At 60.8% G+C, this 13,935-nt stretch carries 11 protein-coding genes; 7 read left to right on the top strand and 4 right to left on the bottom strand.

Annotated elements, in window-relative coordinates; all coding sequences use genetic code 11:
• Positions 1-55: 55 nt before the first annotated feature.
• Both ACR0DS_RS01900 and ACR0DS_RS01895 read right to left on the bottom strand, forming a co-directional pair.
• Complete coding sequence (locus ACR0DS_RS01900) at positions 56-1,183, bottom strand: alpha-hydroxy acid oxidase (RefSeq protein WP_480557584.1); 1,128 nt, start codon at positions 1,181-1,183, stop codon at positions 56-58.
• A 39-nt stretch (positions 1,184-1,222) separates the two neighbouring features.
• Positions 1,223-2,998, bottom strand: coding sequence for a sensor domain-containing diguanylate cyclase (locus ACR0DS_RS01895; RefSeq protein ID WP_480557582.1), 1,776 nt, complete (start codon positions 2,996-2,998; stop codon positions 1,223-1,225).
• A gap of 180 nt (positions 2,999-3,178) precedes the next feature.
• Here ACR0DS_RS01895 and ACR0DS_RS01890 point away from each other — a divergent pair, with 180 nt between their 5' ends.
• Positions 3,179-5,575, top strand: a complete 2,397-nt coding sequence (locus ACR0DS_RS01890; RefSeq protein WP_480557580.1) for an ATP-dependent helicase — start codon at positions 3,179-3,181, stop codon at positions 5,573-5,575.
• A 4-nt stretch (positions 5,576-5,579) separates the two neighbouring features.
• On the opposite strand, the gene ACR0DS_RS01885 is transcribed toward ACR0DS_RS01890, so the two are convergent.
• Both ACR0DS_RS01885 and ACR0DS_RS01880 read right to left on the bottom strand, forming a co-directional pair.
• Entirely contained in the window at positions 5,580-5,870 is a 291-nt protein-coding gene (locus ACR0DS_RS01885) for a DUF1330 domain-containing protein (protein WP_480557578.1), read from the bottom strand.
• 370 nt (positions 5,871-6,240) lie between these two features.
• Positions 6,241-6,465, bottom strand: coding sequence for a DUF1127 domain-containing protein (locus ACR0DS_RS01880; RefSeq protein WP_480557576.1), 225 nt, complete (start codon positions 6,463-6,465; stop codon positions 6,241-6,243).
• Between the two features lie 890 nt (positions 6,466-7,355).
• On the opposite strand from ACR0DS_RS01880, the gene mraZ reads away from it, so the two are divergent.
• From mraZ to ACR0DS_RS01850, 6 genes are read left to right on the top strand one after another with little or no spacing between them, the layout of a single operon-like run.
• The gene (gene mraZ / locus ACR0DS_RS01875; protein ID WP_267363323.1) at positions 7,356-7,859 is read left to right on the top strand and encodes a division/cell wall cluster transcriptional repressor MraZ; all 504 of its coding nucleotides are present in this window, start codon (positions 7,356-7,358) and stop codon (positions 7,857-7,859) included.
• A gap of 4 nt (positions 7,860-7,863) precedes the next feature.
• Entirely contained in the window at positions 7,864-8,856 is a 993-nt protein-coding gene (rsmH, locus tag ACR0DS_RS01870) for a 16S rRNA (cytosine(1402)-N(4))-methyltransferase RsmH (protein WP_480486300.1), read from the top strand.
• The gene (gene ftsL / locus ACR0DS_RS01865; protein ID WP_209504535.1) at positions 8,853-9,221 is read left to right on the top strand and encodes a cell division protein FtsL; all 369 of its coding nucleotides are present in this window, start codon (positions 8,853-8,855) and stop codon (positions 9,219-9,221) included. Before rsmH ends, ftsL begins: the two co-directional genes overlap by 4 nt.
• Entirely contained in the window at positions 9,218-11,005 is a 1,788-nt protein-coding gene (locus ACR0DS_RS01860; protein ID WP_480557574.1) for a peptidoglycan D,D-transpeptidase FtsI family protein, read from the top strand. The genes ftsL and ACR0DS_RS01860 overlap by 4 nt, the downstream gene beginning before the upstream one ends.
• Positions 11,006-11,027: 22 nt before the next feature.
• On the top strand, positions 11,028-12,527 hold the full coding sequence (locus tag ACR0DS_RS01855) for a UDP-N-acetylmuramoyl-L-alanyl-D-glutamate--2,6-diaminopimelate ligase (RefSeq protein WP_480481877.1): 1,500 nt from the start codon (positions 11,028-11,030) through the stop codon (positions 12,525-12,527).
• Positions 12,524-13,918, top strand: a complete 1,395-nt coding sequence (locus ACR0DS_RS01850) for a UDP-N-acetylmuramoyl-tripeptide--D-alanyl-D-alanine ligase (RefSeq protein WP_480557572.1) — start codon at positions 12,524-12,526, stop codon at positions 13,916-13,918. The genes ACR0DS_RS01855 and ACR0DS_RS01850 overlap by 4 nt, the downstream gene beginning before the upstream one ends.
• Positions 13,919-13,935 lie beyond the last annotated feature (17 nt).

Genomic DNA, 13,935 nt, shown 5'->3' with positions numbered 1-13,935 from the left:
AACGCCCTTTGGCCTCGGCACACTTATAGGGATGCCGCGTTGCAGCATCAATAATTTAGCGTTTCGTCTCAAACTGACATAGATCGGTCAGTCCCATCTGACCCATATTCGCGTGCAGATCCTGCCTCAGGATATCGATCACATGCGCAGGGCCTTTAGCGCCAAGTGCCGCAAGACCGTACAAAAAAGCACGCCCCAGCATGACAAAATCCGCGCCCAGCGACAGCGCACGCAGGATATCCAGCCCGCCTTCGACACCGCTGTCGAAAATCAGCGGCAGGCGGGTCGCGCTCCGGATTGCGGGAAGAACCTCGACGCTGGCCGGGGCTGCATCGAACTGCCTGCCCCCGTGATTCGACACCCACAGGGCGTCCACACCCACCTGCTCCAGCCTGTCTGCATCCTCGGGACGCAGGATGCCTTTCACGACAAACGGCCCTTCCCAATGATCGCGCAGCCATTTGACGTAATCCAGATCCGGCGAGGTTCGCAGCAGGTATCCGACATGGGCCGTTGGCGGCAGATCACCAGGGTCATCTATATACTTGTCCAGAGTGCGCATGTGCGGAACACCGCTGCGCAGCATACCCAAAGCCCAGGCGGGTCTTTGAGCGATCTGTACCAGCAGGCGCGGTGTCAGTTTCGGCGGCTGCCGCAGGCCCGAGCGCGTCTGCCGCTCCCTACGCGAGGCAACAGGGACGTCAGCGGTCAGAACCAGAGTTCGAAATCCGGCCCCGCGCGCCCGGTTCAGCATGTCCATGCGAATTTCTGGGTCCCTTGGCGGATACAGCTGGAACCACGCGTTCTCTCCCAGATAGGGGGCCAGGTCTTCGGGGCTCTGACTGGCCACCGTCGACAACGAATAGGGAATGCCTGCCTTGGCTGCGGCCTGCGCCAGCAGTCGCTCTGCATCAGGCCAGACAAGCCCGGACATCCCGATCGGCGCAATGCCGAAGGGCAAAGGGCAGGTGCCGCCCAGGATTTTCACCGACGTATCGAATTCAAGGTCCCCATGCAGGATCGAGGGGCTCAGACGGACATCATCCAGTGCCTTGCGATTGCGATGCCGCGTCGTTTCAATCCCGGTGCCACTGTCGATATATTCCCACACGAAGTGCGGCAGCCGACGGCGTGCGCGGCGTTTCAGATCGGGAATACCGGGATAGGTACTGTGCAGGTCCATAAGGATTGATCCGGCCTGCGGGGCGATTCGGCAAGGTTTTCAAGCGGCTTCCGGCGATGGGCGTTTACCCGTTGCGGGAACGCGCCTGGCCTGCTCCAGCGCCCCGGCGGCGACGTGAACCTGATTGCGCCCCTTGTCCTTGGCGACATACAGCGCATCATCCGCGGCTCGCATCAGATCCTGCGGCATGGTGCCGTGGGCGGGGTAATGCGCGACCCCGACCGAGATTGTGATACGGGGCAGGGCCTTTTCGCCATAGCGGACAATGACCGCCTCGACCGACTGGCGCAACTGCTCGGCCCGGGTCATGGCATCTTCGGGGCTGTTGTCGGGCAGGATCAGCATGAATTCCTCACCGCCGATGCGGCAGGCGATCTCGTCCCGGTCGCAGCCCTGTTCCAGCGCCGCGCCGACCGCGCGCAACACCATGTCTCCGGCGTCATGACCATGCGTGTCGTTGAATTTCTTGAAGTGATCGACGTCCACGGCAATCAGGCTCAGCGCGGCGCCGGTCTGCTGGCTGCGGCTGATGGCCTTGCGCAATGTCTCAGTCATGTGGCGGCGGTTGAACAGCCCGGTCAGCGGGTCGCGCACCGATTGGTCATGCAGCTGATCGCGCATACGGACATTGGCGATTGCCATGCTGATCTGTTCGGCGCACAGCTGCGCCAGCTTGCGGCTTTTATGGAAACAGGCCTCTCGCCCCTCAGCCGCGCGGAGATGCAACAGACCAACGGTTTCCCCGTGGGCCAGAATGGGAAAACAGAAATAGGGCCGCCCGTCATGCGGTTCGGCATGTTCGCAGACAAAATCGATCTCAGAGGCACCGAACTCATAAGTCCGGCCGCGCCTCAAACCCCAGCATCCTTCCGGATGGATATGAGATTTATGCGTTCCCCCGTTCCAGCTGGCACACCCGTCCAGCACATCGCGCGAGTTGGAATAGACGTACACGCTCCCCTCGGCCTCGGGCAGGATATGGGTCATAAAGCGCGCGACCATGTCGAAAAGCTCATCCAGTGAGCGGCTTGATTGCAGCCACTCGTTCAACTCGCCCAGCAGGCGTACCTCACGCGCCAGGCGAAGCTGCTCTCCCATCAGTTCGCGTTCTTTCACGGTGCGCTTGTGTAGATCACGCATCTGACGGCGGTTGGTGCGGTGGACAATCAGGATGACCGTGGTCAGCGCCAGCAATGCGACACTGCTCAGCAACGCCAGCGACAGGCGCACGCGCGTGATGAACAGGGTTCTGACATTGGTGATGTCCGAATAAAATTCGATAGCGCCAAGGAAAACGCCGTCCCTGACGATTGGTGTATAAACCTCGGCCACATGTCTGGTGTTTGGGCTTGCATGTCCGGCTGGGTCATTGTCGATCGAGTCAACCTCTGCCGCGGGTTTTTCCGCGTGATTGTAATAAATGCTTCCGGCGGCGACGACCGACTGGAAGTACGGTTTTGTATTCACGGCCCCCACATCGCTGGCACGGGTCGACCAGAACACCTGACCGGACGCATCAAACAGTTTGAACCGGTAGATGTCCGAGGTTTCGGGCAGCAGCATCAGGAATTCCGCGTCATGCTCGTGCAGCTCATGGTACCGAAACGTTGCATCCAGATCGTCCAGATGGCTTTCGACCTGACGGCTTAGCTGCATGGCGTCTTTTCGCAAATCCGATTCCAACATGCGGTCCACAACCGGGGCAGGGGCCGCATAGATGCCCCATCCCGCTGCTGCTGTCAGCCCGATCAGAATCAGGGTAACGCCCACAAGTTTCAGCCGTGACGACCCGCCCGTCAGTTCCTTCGCTTCCATCTGTTCCACTCCCGCAGCAATGGGGTCAGCATCCGGGCCAGGACTTGACAGAGGGTTAACAGCCCCACAGGGCAGCGGCATCTTTGTTTAGAATTGAATGCAAAAAGACGTGAAAAATCCTTGCGAACAAGCCGTGAACAAACTCTTTCCCTCGGCCTCCATCCGGCGTAGTTTGGGGTCATGAGCAGTTTTGACGAAATGGACGCCTTCGAAGGCGCATCCCTGTCGGCGCGGGCTATGGCCGTGCGCCCTTCGCCCTATCTGGATGAACTGAACCCGGCGCAACGTGACGCGGTCGAACGTCTGGACGGCCCGGTTCTGATGTTGGCCGGGGCGGGGACGGGCAAGACCAAGGCGCTGACGGCCCGGATTGCGCATCTGCTCAACACGGCGCGCGCGCGCCCGAACGAGATACTGTCGGTGACCTTCACCAACAAGGCCGCGCGCGAGATGAAGGAACGAGTGGGCCGCCTGCTTGGCCAGCCCGCCGAGGGGATGCCATGGCTGGGCACCTTCCATTCCATTTGCGTCAAACTACTGCGCCGCCATGCGGAACTGGTCGATCTGAAATCGAACTTCACCATTCTGGATAGCGACGATCAGCTGCGCCTGCTCAAGCAACTGGTTCGGGCTGCCAACATCGACGACAAACGCTGGCCCGCGCGGATGCTGGCGGGAATTATCGATGACTGGAAAAACCGGGCGCTGACGCCCGACAAGGTGCCTGCGGCGGATGCCGGGGCCTATAACAACAAGGGCATCGAACTTTATGCCCAGTACCAGACCCGCCTGCGCGAGCTGAACGCGGTGGATTTCGGTGACCTGCTGCTGCACATGGTCACGATTTTCCAGACCCACCCGGATGTTCTGGAACAATACCAGCGCTGGTTCCGCTACATCCTTGTGGACGAGTATCAGGACACCAACGTTGCCCAATATCTGTGGCTGCGCCTGCTGGCCGGGGGGCACAAGAACATCTGCTGCGTGGGCGATGACGACCAGTCGATCTATGGCTGGCGCGGGGCCGAGGTCGGCAACATCCTGCGGTTCGAAAAGGACTTTCCCGGTGCCTATGTGGTGCGGTTGGAACAGAACTACCGATCAACCCCGCATATTCTGGCGGCAGCCTCCAACGTCATTCGGGGGAACGAAAGCCGTTTGGGTAAAGAGCTATGGACCGATGCCAAAGACGGCCACAAGGTCAACCTGATCGGCCATTGGGATGGCGAGGAAGAGGCCCGCTGGATCGGCGAGGAAATCGACGCGATGCAGGGCGGGACGCGCGGTATCCGACCGATGAATCTTGATGAGATGGCGATTCTCGTCCGCGCCAGCCACCAGATGCGCGCGTTCGAGGACCGGTTCCTGACCATCGGTCTGCCCTACAAGGTGATCGGCGGCCCGCGTTTCTACGAGCGGATGGAGATCCGCGATGCCATGGCCTATTTCCGGCTGGTGACCAGCCCCGAGGATGATCTGGCCTTCGAGCGGATCGTGAATACGCCGAAACGCGGACTGGGCGATAAGGCGCAGCAGACCATTCAGATTGTGGCGCGTGAGAACGGCGTGTCTCTGGTCGAAGGTGCGCGGATCGCAGTCGACAACGGGCTGATTAAGGGCAAGGGCGGCAAAGCCCTGCGCGAATTGATCGACGGGTTGGCCCGGTGGAATGCGATGACACGCGGTCCCCGGATTGAAGTCGATGATGACACGGTTATTGATGACGGGGTTTCGCCGATCCGCTATGGCGCGCCCGAGCATACGCATATTGAGCTTGCACAGATCGTCCTCGACGAATCCGGCTACACGGCCCATTGGCAGAACGACAAGACCCCCGAAGCGCCGGGGCGTCTGGAAAACCTCAAGGAACTGGTCAACCAACTGGACAATTTCGAAAACCTGCAAGGGTTTCTGGAACATGTCAGCCTGGTCATGGATAATGAACAGGACGGTGACGGGGCCAAGGTCTCGATCATGACCCTGCACGCGGCCAAGGGGCTGGAGTTTCCCGTCGTCTTCCTGCCGGGGTGGGAAGACGGGCTGTTCCCCTCGCAACGGTCGATGGACGAAACCGGCCTCAAGGGGCTCGAGGAAGAACGCCGTCTGGCCTATGTCGGTATCACCCGCGCCGAAGAGGTTTGTACGATTTCCTTCGCCGCCAACCGGCGGGTATTCGGGCAATGGCAGAACTCGATGCCGTCACGGTTCATTGACGAGTTGCCCGAGGACCATGTCGAGGTGCTGACACCTCCGGGCCTTTATGGCGGTGGGCATCAGACGGCAGGCATAGAAACCCGCGCGGCCGAAGCCAACGTCTATAACTCGCCGGGTTGGAGACGGTTGCAGGCGCGGCAGGGCCAATATGGCATGTCGCAACCCCGCGAAAGCCGCAACACGGTGATCGACGCCACCGCACTGGCCAGTTTCACGCTGGGCGAACGGGTGTTTCACCAGAAATTCGGCTACGGCGCGGTGATCGGGATAGAAGGTGACAAGGTCGAGGTCGATTTCGACAAGGCGGGCATCAAGAAAGTGGTCTCGCGTTTTCTGACCAACAAGGATGACGTCCCGTTCTGAGGCGTCATATCCCGTCGACCAGAACCAGATTGGTGGTTGCGGTGGCCTGTCGGATCTTCGCCAGTTCGATGTAATCCGGGTCATCCTTCCAGGATTTCGCTGCTGCAAGATCCGGAAACTCCATCAACACAATCCCGCCTTCGGGCCAATCGCCTTCAATCCGTTCGACCGGTTTGGATGAGACTGTCAGCAGGCGACCGCCGTGGCGGTCGAAGATCGGCATGAAACCCGCCAGATAGGCCTGGTACCCGTCCGGGTCGTGAATGTTGATCTGTGCAATGAAATAGGCGGCCATGGCATCCTCCGCATCAGAAGTCAGGACGCCATCCTACACCAGTGTCCGAAAAACAAAAAACGGCGGTTCCCAGGGAGGAGGAGAGGGAACCGCCGTCTTGTCAACATCAGAGCAGGGAGGAGGAGAGCCCTGATGTATGCTAGCCCGGGTTGGAACCCGGTATGAGGAAGACGCGGCGATGTCAGGGAGGAGGAAGACATCGCCGCGCGCTTTCAACATCAAGGCAGGGAGGAGGACGCCCCGATGTATCCGTGTCCGGCAGGTTGAGGCCGGTATAAGGTGCGGCAACGTCAGGGAGGAGGAAGACGTTGCCGCTGATTACAGACCCTAAGGGAGGAGGAAGGGCCTGATCTCAGTATGCGTTTCGCGCTTACCGCGCGGTTTGTTCGTTTGCCGCCTGCAGCGCAACACGGCGGATCATCGAGCGGTGCAGGCCAAGATCGGCCAGCTCGCGGTTCGACAGAGCGGACAGTTCATTGACGGTCTGGCGGTACAGGCGATAGCGTACGAACCGGGTCTTTGCGTTTTCCATAACTGCGCCAAAACCGAACGCCGGTGCGTTCTTTACTGCTGTATGCGTGCTTGCGACTGCCATGCTCATCATCCGTATCTTTTTTGTCTTGCCGGTATCGTCCGGCCCTTGCTTGAGATTGAAGATAGGCAAATGCTGCAATTGCACAATAGGTCACGACATCAATGCTGCTATGCAGCAAATGCATAGATTGGCTCAGTTTTTTCTTCTTGCCGCGATGCGCCTTGAAAATATGGGGTCGACCCTAGGTAAGCTTTGTCGGCGGCATCTGGCCCTTCCCGATGGCCTGCCTTTGAATTGAGCGTACTCGGCGGGAAATTGGGCAAAACATATCCGTTCCGATGTTGACAAGGCTTGGGTGAATCGCACGTGGGAAATCATGGGGCGATGTGGTCGCGTGGGGGAGATTGCCGGAAAACGACCCGAAATTCTGAACGATTCGAAGGGTTGATTGTGCATTTGAGGCCAAAATTTCCAGTCCAAAAGAAAATCGGGCAAAATTCTTGGGAAATCGCGGGAAAAATTTAAGCTGAAAAATTCTCCTATATATAGGGGTTGCTTTTTCATCATCCGCTAAAACTGGTATCACGGGCCTCGAGTCCTTCAATGATATTCCGCTCTGGCCGTGTTCCTCATGACGCGCTGCGCAAATTTCCTATTGATTTCCATAAAATCCCATGTCATCCCTAATACATCCGATGAGGACGAGGCAGCAGGGGCACCAAACGACCCCGACCAAAAATATTCAGGTTTCATACAGGCATCTCGCTTTCATCAACCAAGAGATCCGGCGCGCGGGCGAGCAGACATCCCCCCAGGTGGCGCGCGCAGCTGGACATCCCGCAAAGCGGGTCAATGCGGCGGGTTGATCAGTGGCAGCAGATCAACCCGCCGTTTTTCATCCGGGGGGAACGTGAATTCAAGGTGGGGCGCAAGCGAAAGGGACAGTCGTCTTGGCGCGCAGGTTTAGAGGTGAAAGCCACCACAAGGTGGATACGAAGGGCAGGGTGTCGATCCCGGCCTCGTTTCGCCGTGTGCTTGAATCGTCCGATCCCAACTGGCAGCCCGGTGACAACCCCGAACTGGTGATTGTCTATGGTGACCACCGCCGCAAATACCTTGAATGTTATACCATGCAGGCGATTGACGAGGTTGATGCCAAGATCGATGCCCTGCCGCGCGGCTCGATGCAGCGGCGGATGTTGCAGCGCATGTTCCATGGTCAGTCCTTCCCGACCAACGTGGACGAAACCGGGCGCCTTGTGCTGCCCGCCAAGCTGCGCAGCAAGATCGGTCTGGAAGGCGAGGCGTTCTTTATCGCCGCAGGCGACACCTTTCAGATCTGGAAGCCCGAGACCTACGAGGTCGAGGAACTGGCCAAGACCGAAGAATGGATGGATGATCTGCCGGACGATTTTGATCCGATGCAGTTCCTAGACGGCACCGGGGATGCGTAACGGCATGGCCGGCGCTGCGTCCTCATCTGAAAAACCACATATCCCCGTTCTGCTGCGCCCCTTGCTGGCTGCGGTTGCGCCGGTCACGGGCATCTGGCTGGACGGCACGTTTGGCGCGGGCGGCTATACGCGCGGGCTGTTGGAGGCCGGGGCAGACAAGGTAATCGGTGTAGACCGTGACCCGCTGGCCTTTGAAATGGCGGCAGATTGGGCGCAGGATTACGGCGACCGGCTGGTGATGCAGCCCGGCGTATTCTCGCGCATGGACGAATACGCGCAGGATCTGGATGGCGTTGTGCTGGATCTTGGCGTGTCCTCGATGCAGCTGGATCAGGCCGAGCGCGGGTTTTCCTTCATGAAGGACGGTCCGCTGGATATGCGGATGAGCCAGCAAGGCGAAAGCGCCGCCGATCTGGTAAACACAGCGACCGAGGCGCAACTGGCCGATATCCTGTTCCACTATGGCGAAGAACGCGCCAGCCGCCGGATTGCCAAGGCGATTGTCCGGGCGCGAACCGAGGCGCCGATCACAACCACCCTGCGTCTGGCCGAGATTGTCGAATCCTGTCTGCCGCGCCCGAAACCGGGGCAATCGCATCCCGCAACGCGCAGTTTTCAGGGTCTGCGGATCGCGGTGAATGCCGAATATGAAGAGCTGTTTCAGGGCCTTATGGCCGCCGAACGTACGCTGAAACCCGGTGGGCAGCTGGCCGTTGTCACCTTCCATTCCATCGAAGACCGGATGGTCAAACGGTTCTTTCAGTCGCGCGCGGGCAAAACAGGGCGTGCGAACCGCTATGCGCCCGAGATGGAACAGGACCAGCCGCAATTCACGCTGAAGACCCGCAAGGCCGTAGGACCCGACGAACAGGAATTGCAGGAAAACCCGCGCGCGCGCTCGGCCAAGCTGCGTGTCGTGATCCGCACCGATGCTCCGGCGGGGGAAATTGAGGCCCGCGCCATTGGAATGCCTCAACTTGGGGGAAGGGCAAGATGAAGAGTGTTTTGTATGTGTTGACTGCTCTGTCCGTGTTCGGATTGGCGCTTTGGGCCTATCAGGAGAATTATCGCACCCAACAGGTGGTGAAGGAAACGCAATCCCTGCAACGCGAGATCGGCATGGCGCAGGTGCGGCTGGCGGTCCTGAACGCCGAATGGGCTTATTTGAACCGCCCCGACCGGCTGCGAGAGCTGGCGGACCTGAATTTTGAACGCCTTGGTCTGCTGCCTCTGCGGGCCGAACAGTTCGGGCGCGCCGATCAGATTGCCTTTGCCGAAGACCCGGACCTGCCCATCGTTGACCCGATTGAATTGCAGGCCATCACCGACATTCAGGCATTGGGCGAGGTGCAGATCCCATGACACGCACGCCCCTTCGTCCACTGGCCCGTATCCTTGACGCCCGCGCCCGTGGCGAAAACCCAAAGGCGATCGAGCGTGAAAACATCCGCAAGCGCCACGAAGACATGAAAGACCGCGCCCGCGCCCGCGCCGAAGGGCGTCTGCTGGTGCTGGGGCTGTTCTTCTTCTGCGCATTCTCGGTGGTTGGCGTCCGCATGGGCATGTTGGCAACGTCCGAGGTGCAGGAGCCACTGGCCAATGCGCCGGGGGCCGCGATTGCTATGCAGCGCGCCAATATCGTCGACCGCGAAGGGCGCATTCTGGCCACCAATCTGGATACCTATTCCGTCTACGCGCAGCCGCCACTGATGATCGATCCGATTGCGGCAGCAGATCAGCTGGTCGCGATCTTCCCCGATCTGGAAAAAGAGCGTCTGGTCAAGGATTTCACTGGCAAGCGCAAGTTCCTGTGGATCAAGAAACGCATTTCGCCCGAACAGAAACAGGCCGTGCACGACATCGGTGATCCCGGCATCCTGTTTGGCCCGCGCGAGATGCGCCTCTATCCCAACGGCAAGTTGGCCGCGCACATCCTGGGCGGCTCCGGTTTTGGCCGCGAGGGCGTCAGCGCCGCCGAGGTGATCGGTGTGGCCGGGGTGGAAAAGCAGTTTGACGACTATCTGCGCGACCCGGCCAATGGCAACAAGCCGCTGCAACTGTCGCTGGACCTGACCATTCAGGCCGCGGTCGAACAGGTGCTCTATGGCGGTATGAAGATCATGAACGCCAAGGGCGCATCCGCGGTTCTGATGAATGCGCATACGGGCGAGGTTTTATCCGCCGCCTCGCTGCCCTCATTCGATCCCAATGATCGTCCGCGCCCGCCGACCTCGGGGTTTGATCCCTCGGACAGCCCGCTGTTCAACCGCTATGTGCAGGGTGTGTACGAGCTGGGATCGGTCTTCAAGATTTTCACCGCCGCGCAGGCGGTTGAACTTGGGCTGGTAAACTCGAACACCATCATCGATACATCCGGCCCGATGAAGATCGGGCGCTTCCCGATCGGAGAGTTCAACGGCAAGAATTACGGCAAGATCAGCGTGGCGGATGTGATCGTCCACAGTTCGAACCGTGGCACCGGGCGTCTGGCGTTGCAGATCGGCGCGCAGCGGCAGCAGGATTTTCTGAATGCGCTTGGCATGTTCGACCCGACCCCGTTCGAGATTGTCGAGGCCACGGGCGGTGTGCCGCTGAAGCCAAAGAAATGGGGCGAGCTGAGCACTGTGACCATTTCCTACGGCCACGGCCTGTCAACCAGCCCGATGCACCTTGCAGCGGGATATGCGGCGATCGCCAATGGTGGGCACTATGTCAGCCCGACCATCCTGCGCCAGAACGGTCCACAATATGGCCCCCGCGTGATGTCGCAGGGAACCGCGCGTCAGGCGCAGAAAATGCTGCGCAAGGTGGTGACGGATGGCACCGCCAGCTTTGGCGAGGTGAAAGGGTATGACGTGGCTGGCAAGACCGGCACGGCAGACAAGCCCAAGCCACGCGGCGGGTATTACGAAGACAAGGTCATCGCCACTTTCGCAACGATCTTCCCGGCCTACGATCCGAAATATGTGCTGATCGTCACGCTGGATGAACCCTCAATCGTGGCATACGGCGAAAAACGCCGCACCGCAGGCTGGACCGCGGTGCCAGTAGCTGCCGAACTTATCGGTCGCGTGGCACCTCTGCTGGGCTTGCGTCCCCGGCTTGAGCCTGAGGCGGGCGCTGCTATAACGCTGACCTCAAACTAGGCTGTCCGGCAAGAGGTGGGTCATGGGCACAAGGACAAAGAAACTCAGCCAGCTGGCCCTGACCGCGCGAGGCGGGGTTAACCCCGAGATCACCGGTCTGGCCGTTGACAGCCGCGAGGTGAAAGACGGTTTCCTGTTTGCAGCCCTTCCCGGCACGCGGGTTCATGGCGGCACGTTCATTCAATACGCCCTGCGCATGGGGGCCGCCGCCATCCTGACAGATGCCGAAGGGGCGAAAATCGCAGCAGCTGATCTTGCGGCGTCGGACGCGGCGCTGGTGGTTGTCGAAGACCCGCGTCAGGCACTGGCCGGGGCCGCCGCCCTATGGTTCGGTGCGATGCCGCAGACGATTGTCGCGGTCACGGGAACCAACGGAAAAACCTCAGTTGCCACCTTTGTGCGCCAGATCTGGACCGAACTGGGCCATGCCGCCGTCAACCTTGGGACAACCGGTGTCGAAGGGGCATGGACCGCACCGCTGGCCCATACCACGCCCGAGCCAATCACCCTGCATCGCTGTCTGGCGGAAGCCGCCGAAAACGGTGTGACCCACGCCGCGATGGAGGCCTCGTCCCACGGCCTCGAACAGCGCCGCCTGGATGGCGTGCACCTGACCGCTGCCGGGTTTTCGAACTTCACGCAGGACCATCTGGATTACCACGAGACTTTTGAAGCGTATTTCGCAGCCAAGGCCGGGTTGTTCGACCGGGTTCTGCCGCAGGATGGCACCGCGGTCATCAATCTGAGCGATCCCAAGGGGTCTCGGGTCCGCCGGATCGCCCAGGCGCGCGGTCAATCGGTGCTGACCGTCGGGTTGGGCGACGCCGATCTGTGCCTGATCAACCAGCGGTTCGATGCCACCGGGCAGGATCTGCGATTTGCGTGGCAGGGCCGGACCTTCCAGACACGCCTGAACCTGATCGGAGGGTTCCAGGCCGAAAACATCCTGCTGGCTTGCGGGCTGGTGATTGCCGCGGGCGACAGCCCCGAACGGGTTTTTGAAACGCTGCCGCATCTGACCACCGTGCGCGGGCGTATGCAGCTGGCCGCAACCCGCGAAAACGGCGCGACGGTTTTTGTGGATTACGCGCACACCCCCGACGCCGTGGCCACCGCTCTCAAGGCGCTGCGTCCGCATGTGATGGGTCGTTTGATCGCCATTGTCGGCGCGGGCGGCGACCGCGATGCCACGAAACGCCCGCTGATGGGAAAGGCAGCTGCCAACCACGCAGATATGGTTTTCGTCACCGACGACAACCCACGCAGCGAAGACCCCGCCGCCATACGCGCCGCTGTCATGGCAGGTGCGCTCGAGGCAGCGGGCGACGTCAGCGTGACCGAGGTCGGCGACCGCGCCGAAGCCATTCTGCGCGGCATCGATGCCCTGCAACCCGGCGACGCACTGCTGATTGCGGGCAAGGGCCACGAAACCGGGCAGGTCGTCGGCGATCAGGTGCTGCCCTTCGATGATGCCGAACAGGCCAGCATTTCCGTCGCCGCGCTGGACGGGAGGGTCGCATGACGCTCTGGACAGCATCCGAGGCTGCTCAGGCAACGGGTGGACGGGTCACGACCGACTGGACCGCTGATGGTGTCTCCATCGACACGCGCACCCTTCAACCCGGTGATCTGTTTGTTGCGCTGAAAGCGGCGCGGGACGGGCATGAGTTCGTGGCCCAAGCGCTTGAGAAAGGCGCGGGCGCGGCTTTGGTCTCGCATATTCCCGACAACGTATCGCCAGACGCACCACTGCTGATCGTTGATGATGTGCAGGCGGCGCTCGAGGCTTTGGGGCAGGCAGCACGCGCCAGAACGAATGCACGTGTGGTAGGGGTGACCGGCAGTGTCGGTAAGACGTCGACCAAGGAAATGCTGGCCGTGATCCTTGAAACGCAAGGCAAAACCCATGCCAGCGTGGCCAGTTACAACAACCACTGGGGCGTTCCGCTGACCCTTGCACGGATGCCGCGCGACACTGAATTCGCGGTGATCGAGATTGGCATGAACCATCCGGGCGAGATTGCCCCGCTGGCCCGACAGGCCCGCCCGCATGTGGCGCTGGTTACAACCGTGGCGGCGGTGCATCTGGAAGCCTTCGAGTCAGTCGCTGGCATCGCCCATGAAAAAGCAGCGATCTTTGAAGGGCTCGAACCCGGAGGCGCGGCAATCGTCAACGCGGATATCGAGCACGCGGACATCCTGCGCCAAACGGCGCTTGGGCAGGGGGCCGGGATCGTGGATTTCGGCCAAGGCGCAACGGATTACCGGCTGACCGACGTTCAGCAGGGGGCGAACACCGTGACTGCCGAAGCTGCCGTTGGTGATCAGGTACTCCGCTTTGCGGTGAACTCTGCCGGTACGCATTTCGCCATGAACGCGCTGGGGGCCTTGGCTGCCTGCGTGGAACTGGGTGTCGATCTGGATGACGCTATCGCGGGGCTGCGTGCATGGTCCCCGGTCAAGGGGCGCGGTGTACGGGAAAGCATTCTTCTGCCCGGCGGCGGGCAGATCGAACTGCTGGATGACAGCTATAACGCCAACCCGACCTCGATGGAGGCCGCGCTGGACGTGCTCGCCGCCTCACAAGGCAAACGCCGCATCGCCTTTCTGGGCGATATGAAAGAGCTCGGCACGCAGGAAGAGGCGATGCACGCCGCCATGGCCGATGCCAATGCGATGGCGCATGTCGATCAGGTGCATTGTATCGGCCCGTTGATGCGGGCACTGCACCACGCGCTGCCTCCGGCGAAACGCGGCCTCTGGTCTGAAACCAGCACCGAGATGGCCGAACGGTTGCCTTCGCTGGTCGGGGACGGCGATACTGTGCTGGCCAAGGGCTCTCTCAGCATGGGATTGGCCTCGATTGTTGACGGTCTGCGCAAAATGGGGCAAGGGGGCGCGCTTGATGGGTGATCACGCCCATGCGCCTC

The sequence above is a fragment of the Ruegeria sp. AF5 genome (genome assembly GCF_056541905.1).
This window is presented reverse-complemented; position numbering and strand designations above follow the sequence as displayed.

What these genes read in the sequence shown, in the direction of transcription:
- ftsL (WP_209504535.1), top strand. Translation starts at nt 8,853, where the DNA reads ATGAAGAGTGTTTTGTATGTGTTGACTGCTCTGTCCGTGTTCGGATTG.
- ACR0DS_RS01860 (WP_480557574.1), top strand. Translation starts at nt 9,218, where the DNA reads ATGACACGCACGCCCCTTCGTCCACTGGCCCGTATCCTTGACGCCCGC.
- ACR0DS_RS01885 (WP_480557578.1), bottom strand. Translation starts at nt 5,870, where the DNA reads ATGGCCGCCTATTTCATTGCACAGATCAACATTCACGACCCGGACGGG.
- ACR0DS_RS01895 (WP_480557582.1), bottom strand. Translation starts at nt 2,998, where the DNA reads ATGGAAGCGAAGGAACTGACGGGCGGGTCGTCACGGCTGAAACTTGTG.
- ACR0DS_RS01855 (WP_480481877.1), top strand. Translation starts at nt 11,028, where the DNA reads ATGGGCACAAGGACAAAGAAACTCAGCCAGCTGGCCCTGACCGCGCGA.
- ACR0DS_RS01890 (WP_480557580.1), top strand. Translation starts at nt 3,179, where the DNA reads ATGAGCAGTTTTGACGAAATGGACGCCTTCGAAGGCGCATCCCTGTCG.
- ACR0DS_RS01900 (WP_480557584.1), bottom strand. Translation starts at nt 1,183, where the DNA reads ATGGACCTGCACAGTACCTATCCCGGTATTCCCGATCTGAAACGCCGC.
- rsmH (WP_480486300.1), top strand. Translation starts at nt 7,864, where the DNA reads ATGGCCGGCGCTGCGTCCTCATCTGAAAAACCACATATCCCCGTTCTG.
- ACR0DS_RS01880 (WP_480557576.1), bottom strand. Translation starts at nt 6,465, where the DNA reads ATGGCAGTCGCAAGCACGCATACAGCAGTAAAGAACGCACCGGCGTTC.
- ACR0DS_RS01850 (WP_480557572.1), top strand. Translation starts at nt 12,524, where the DNA reads ATGACGCTCTGGACAGCATCCGAGGCTGCTCAGGCAACGGGTGGACGG.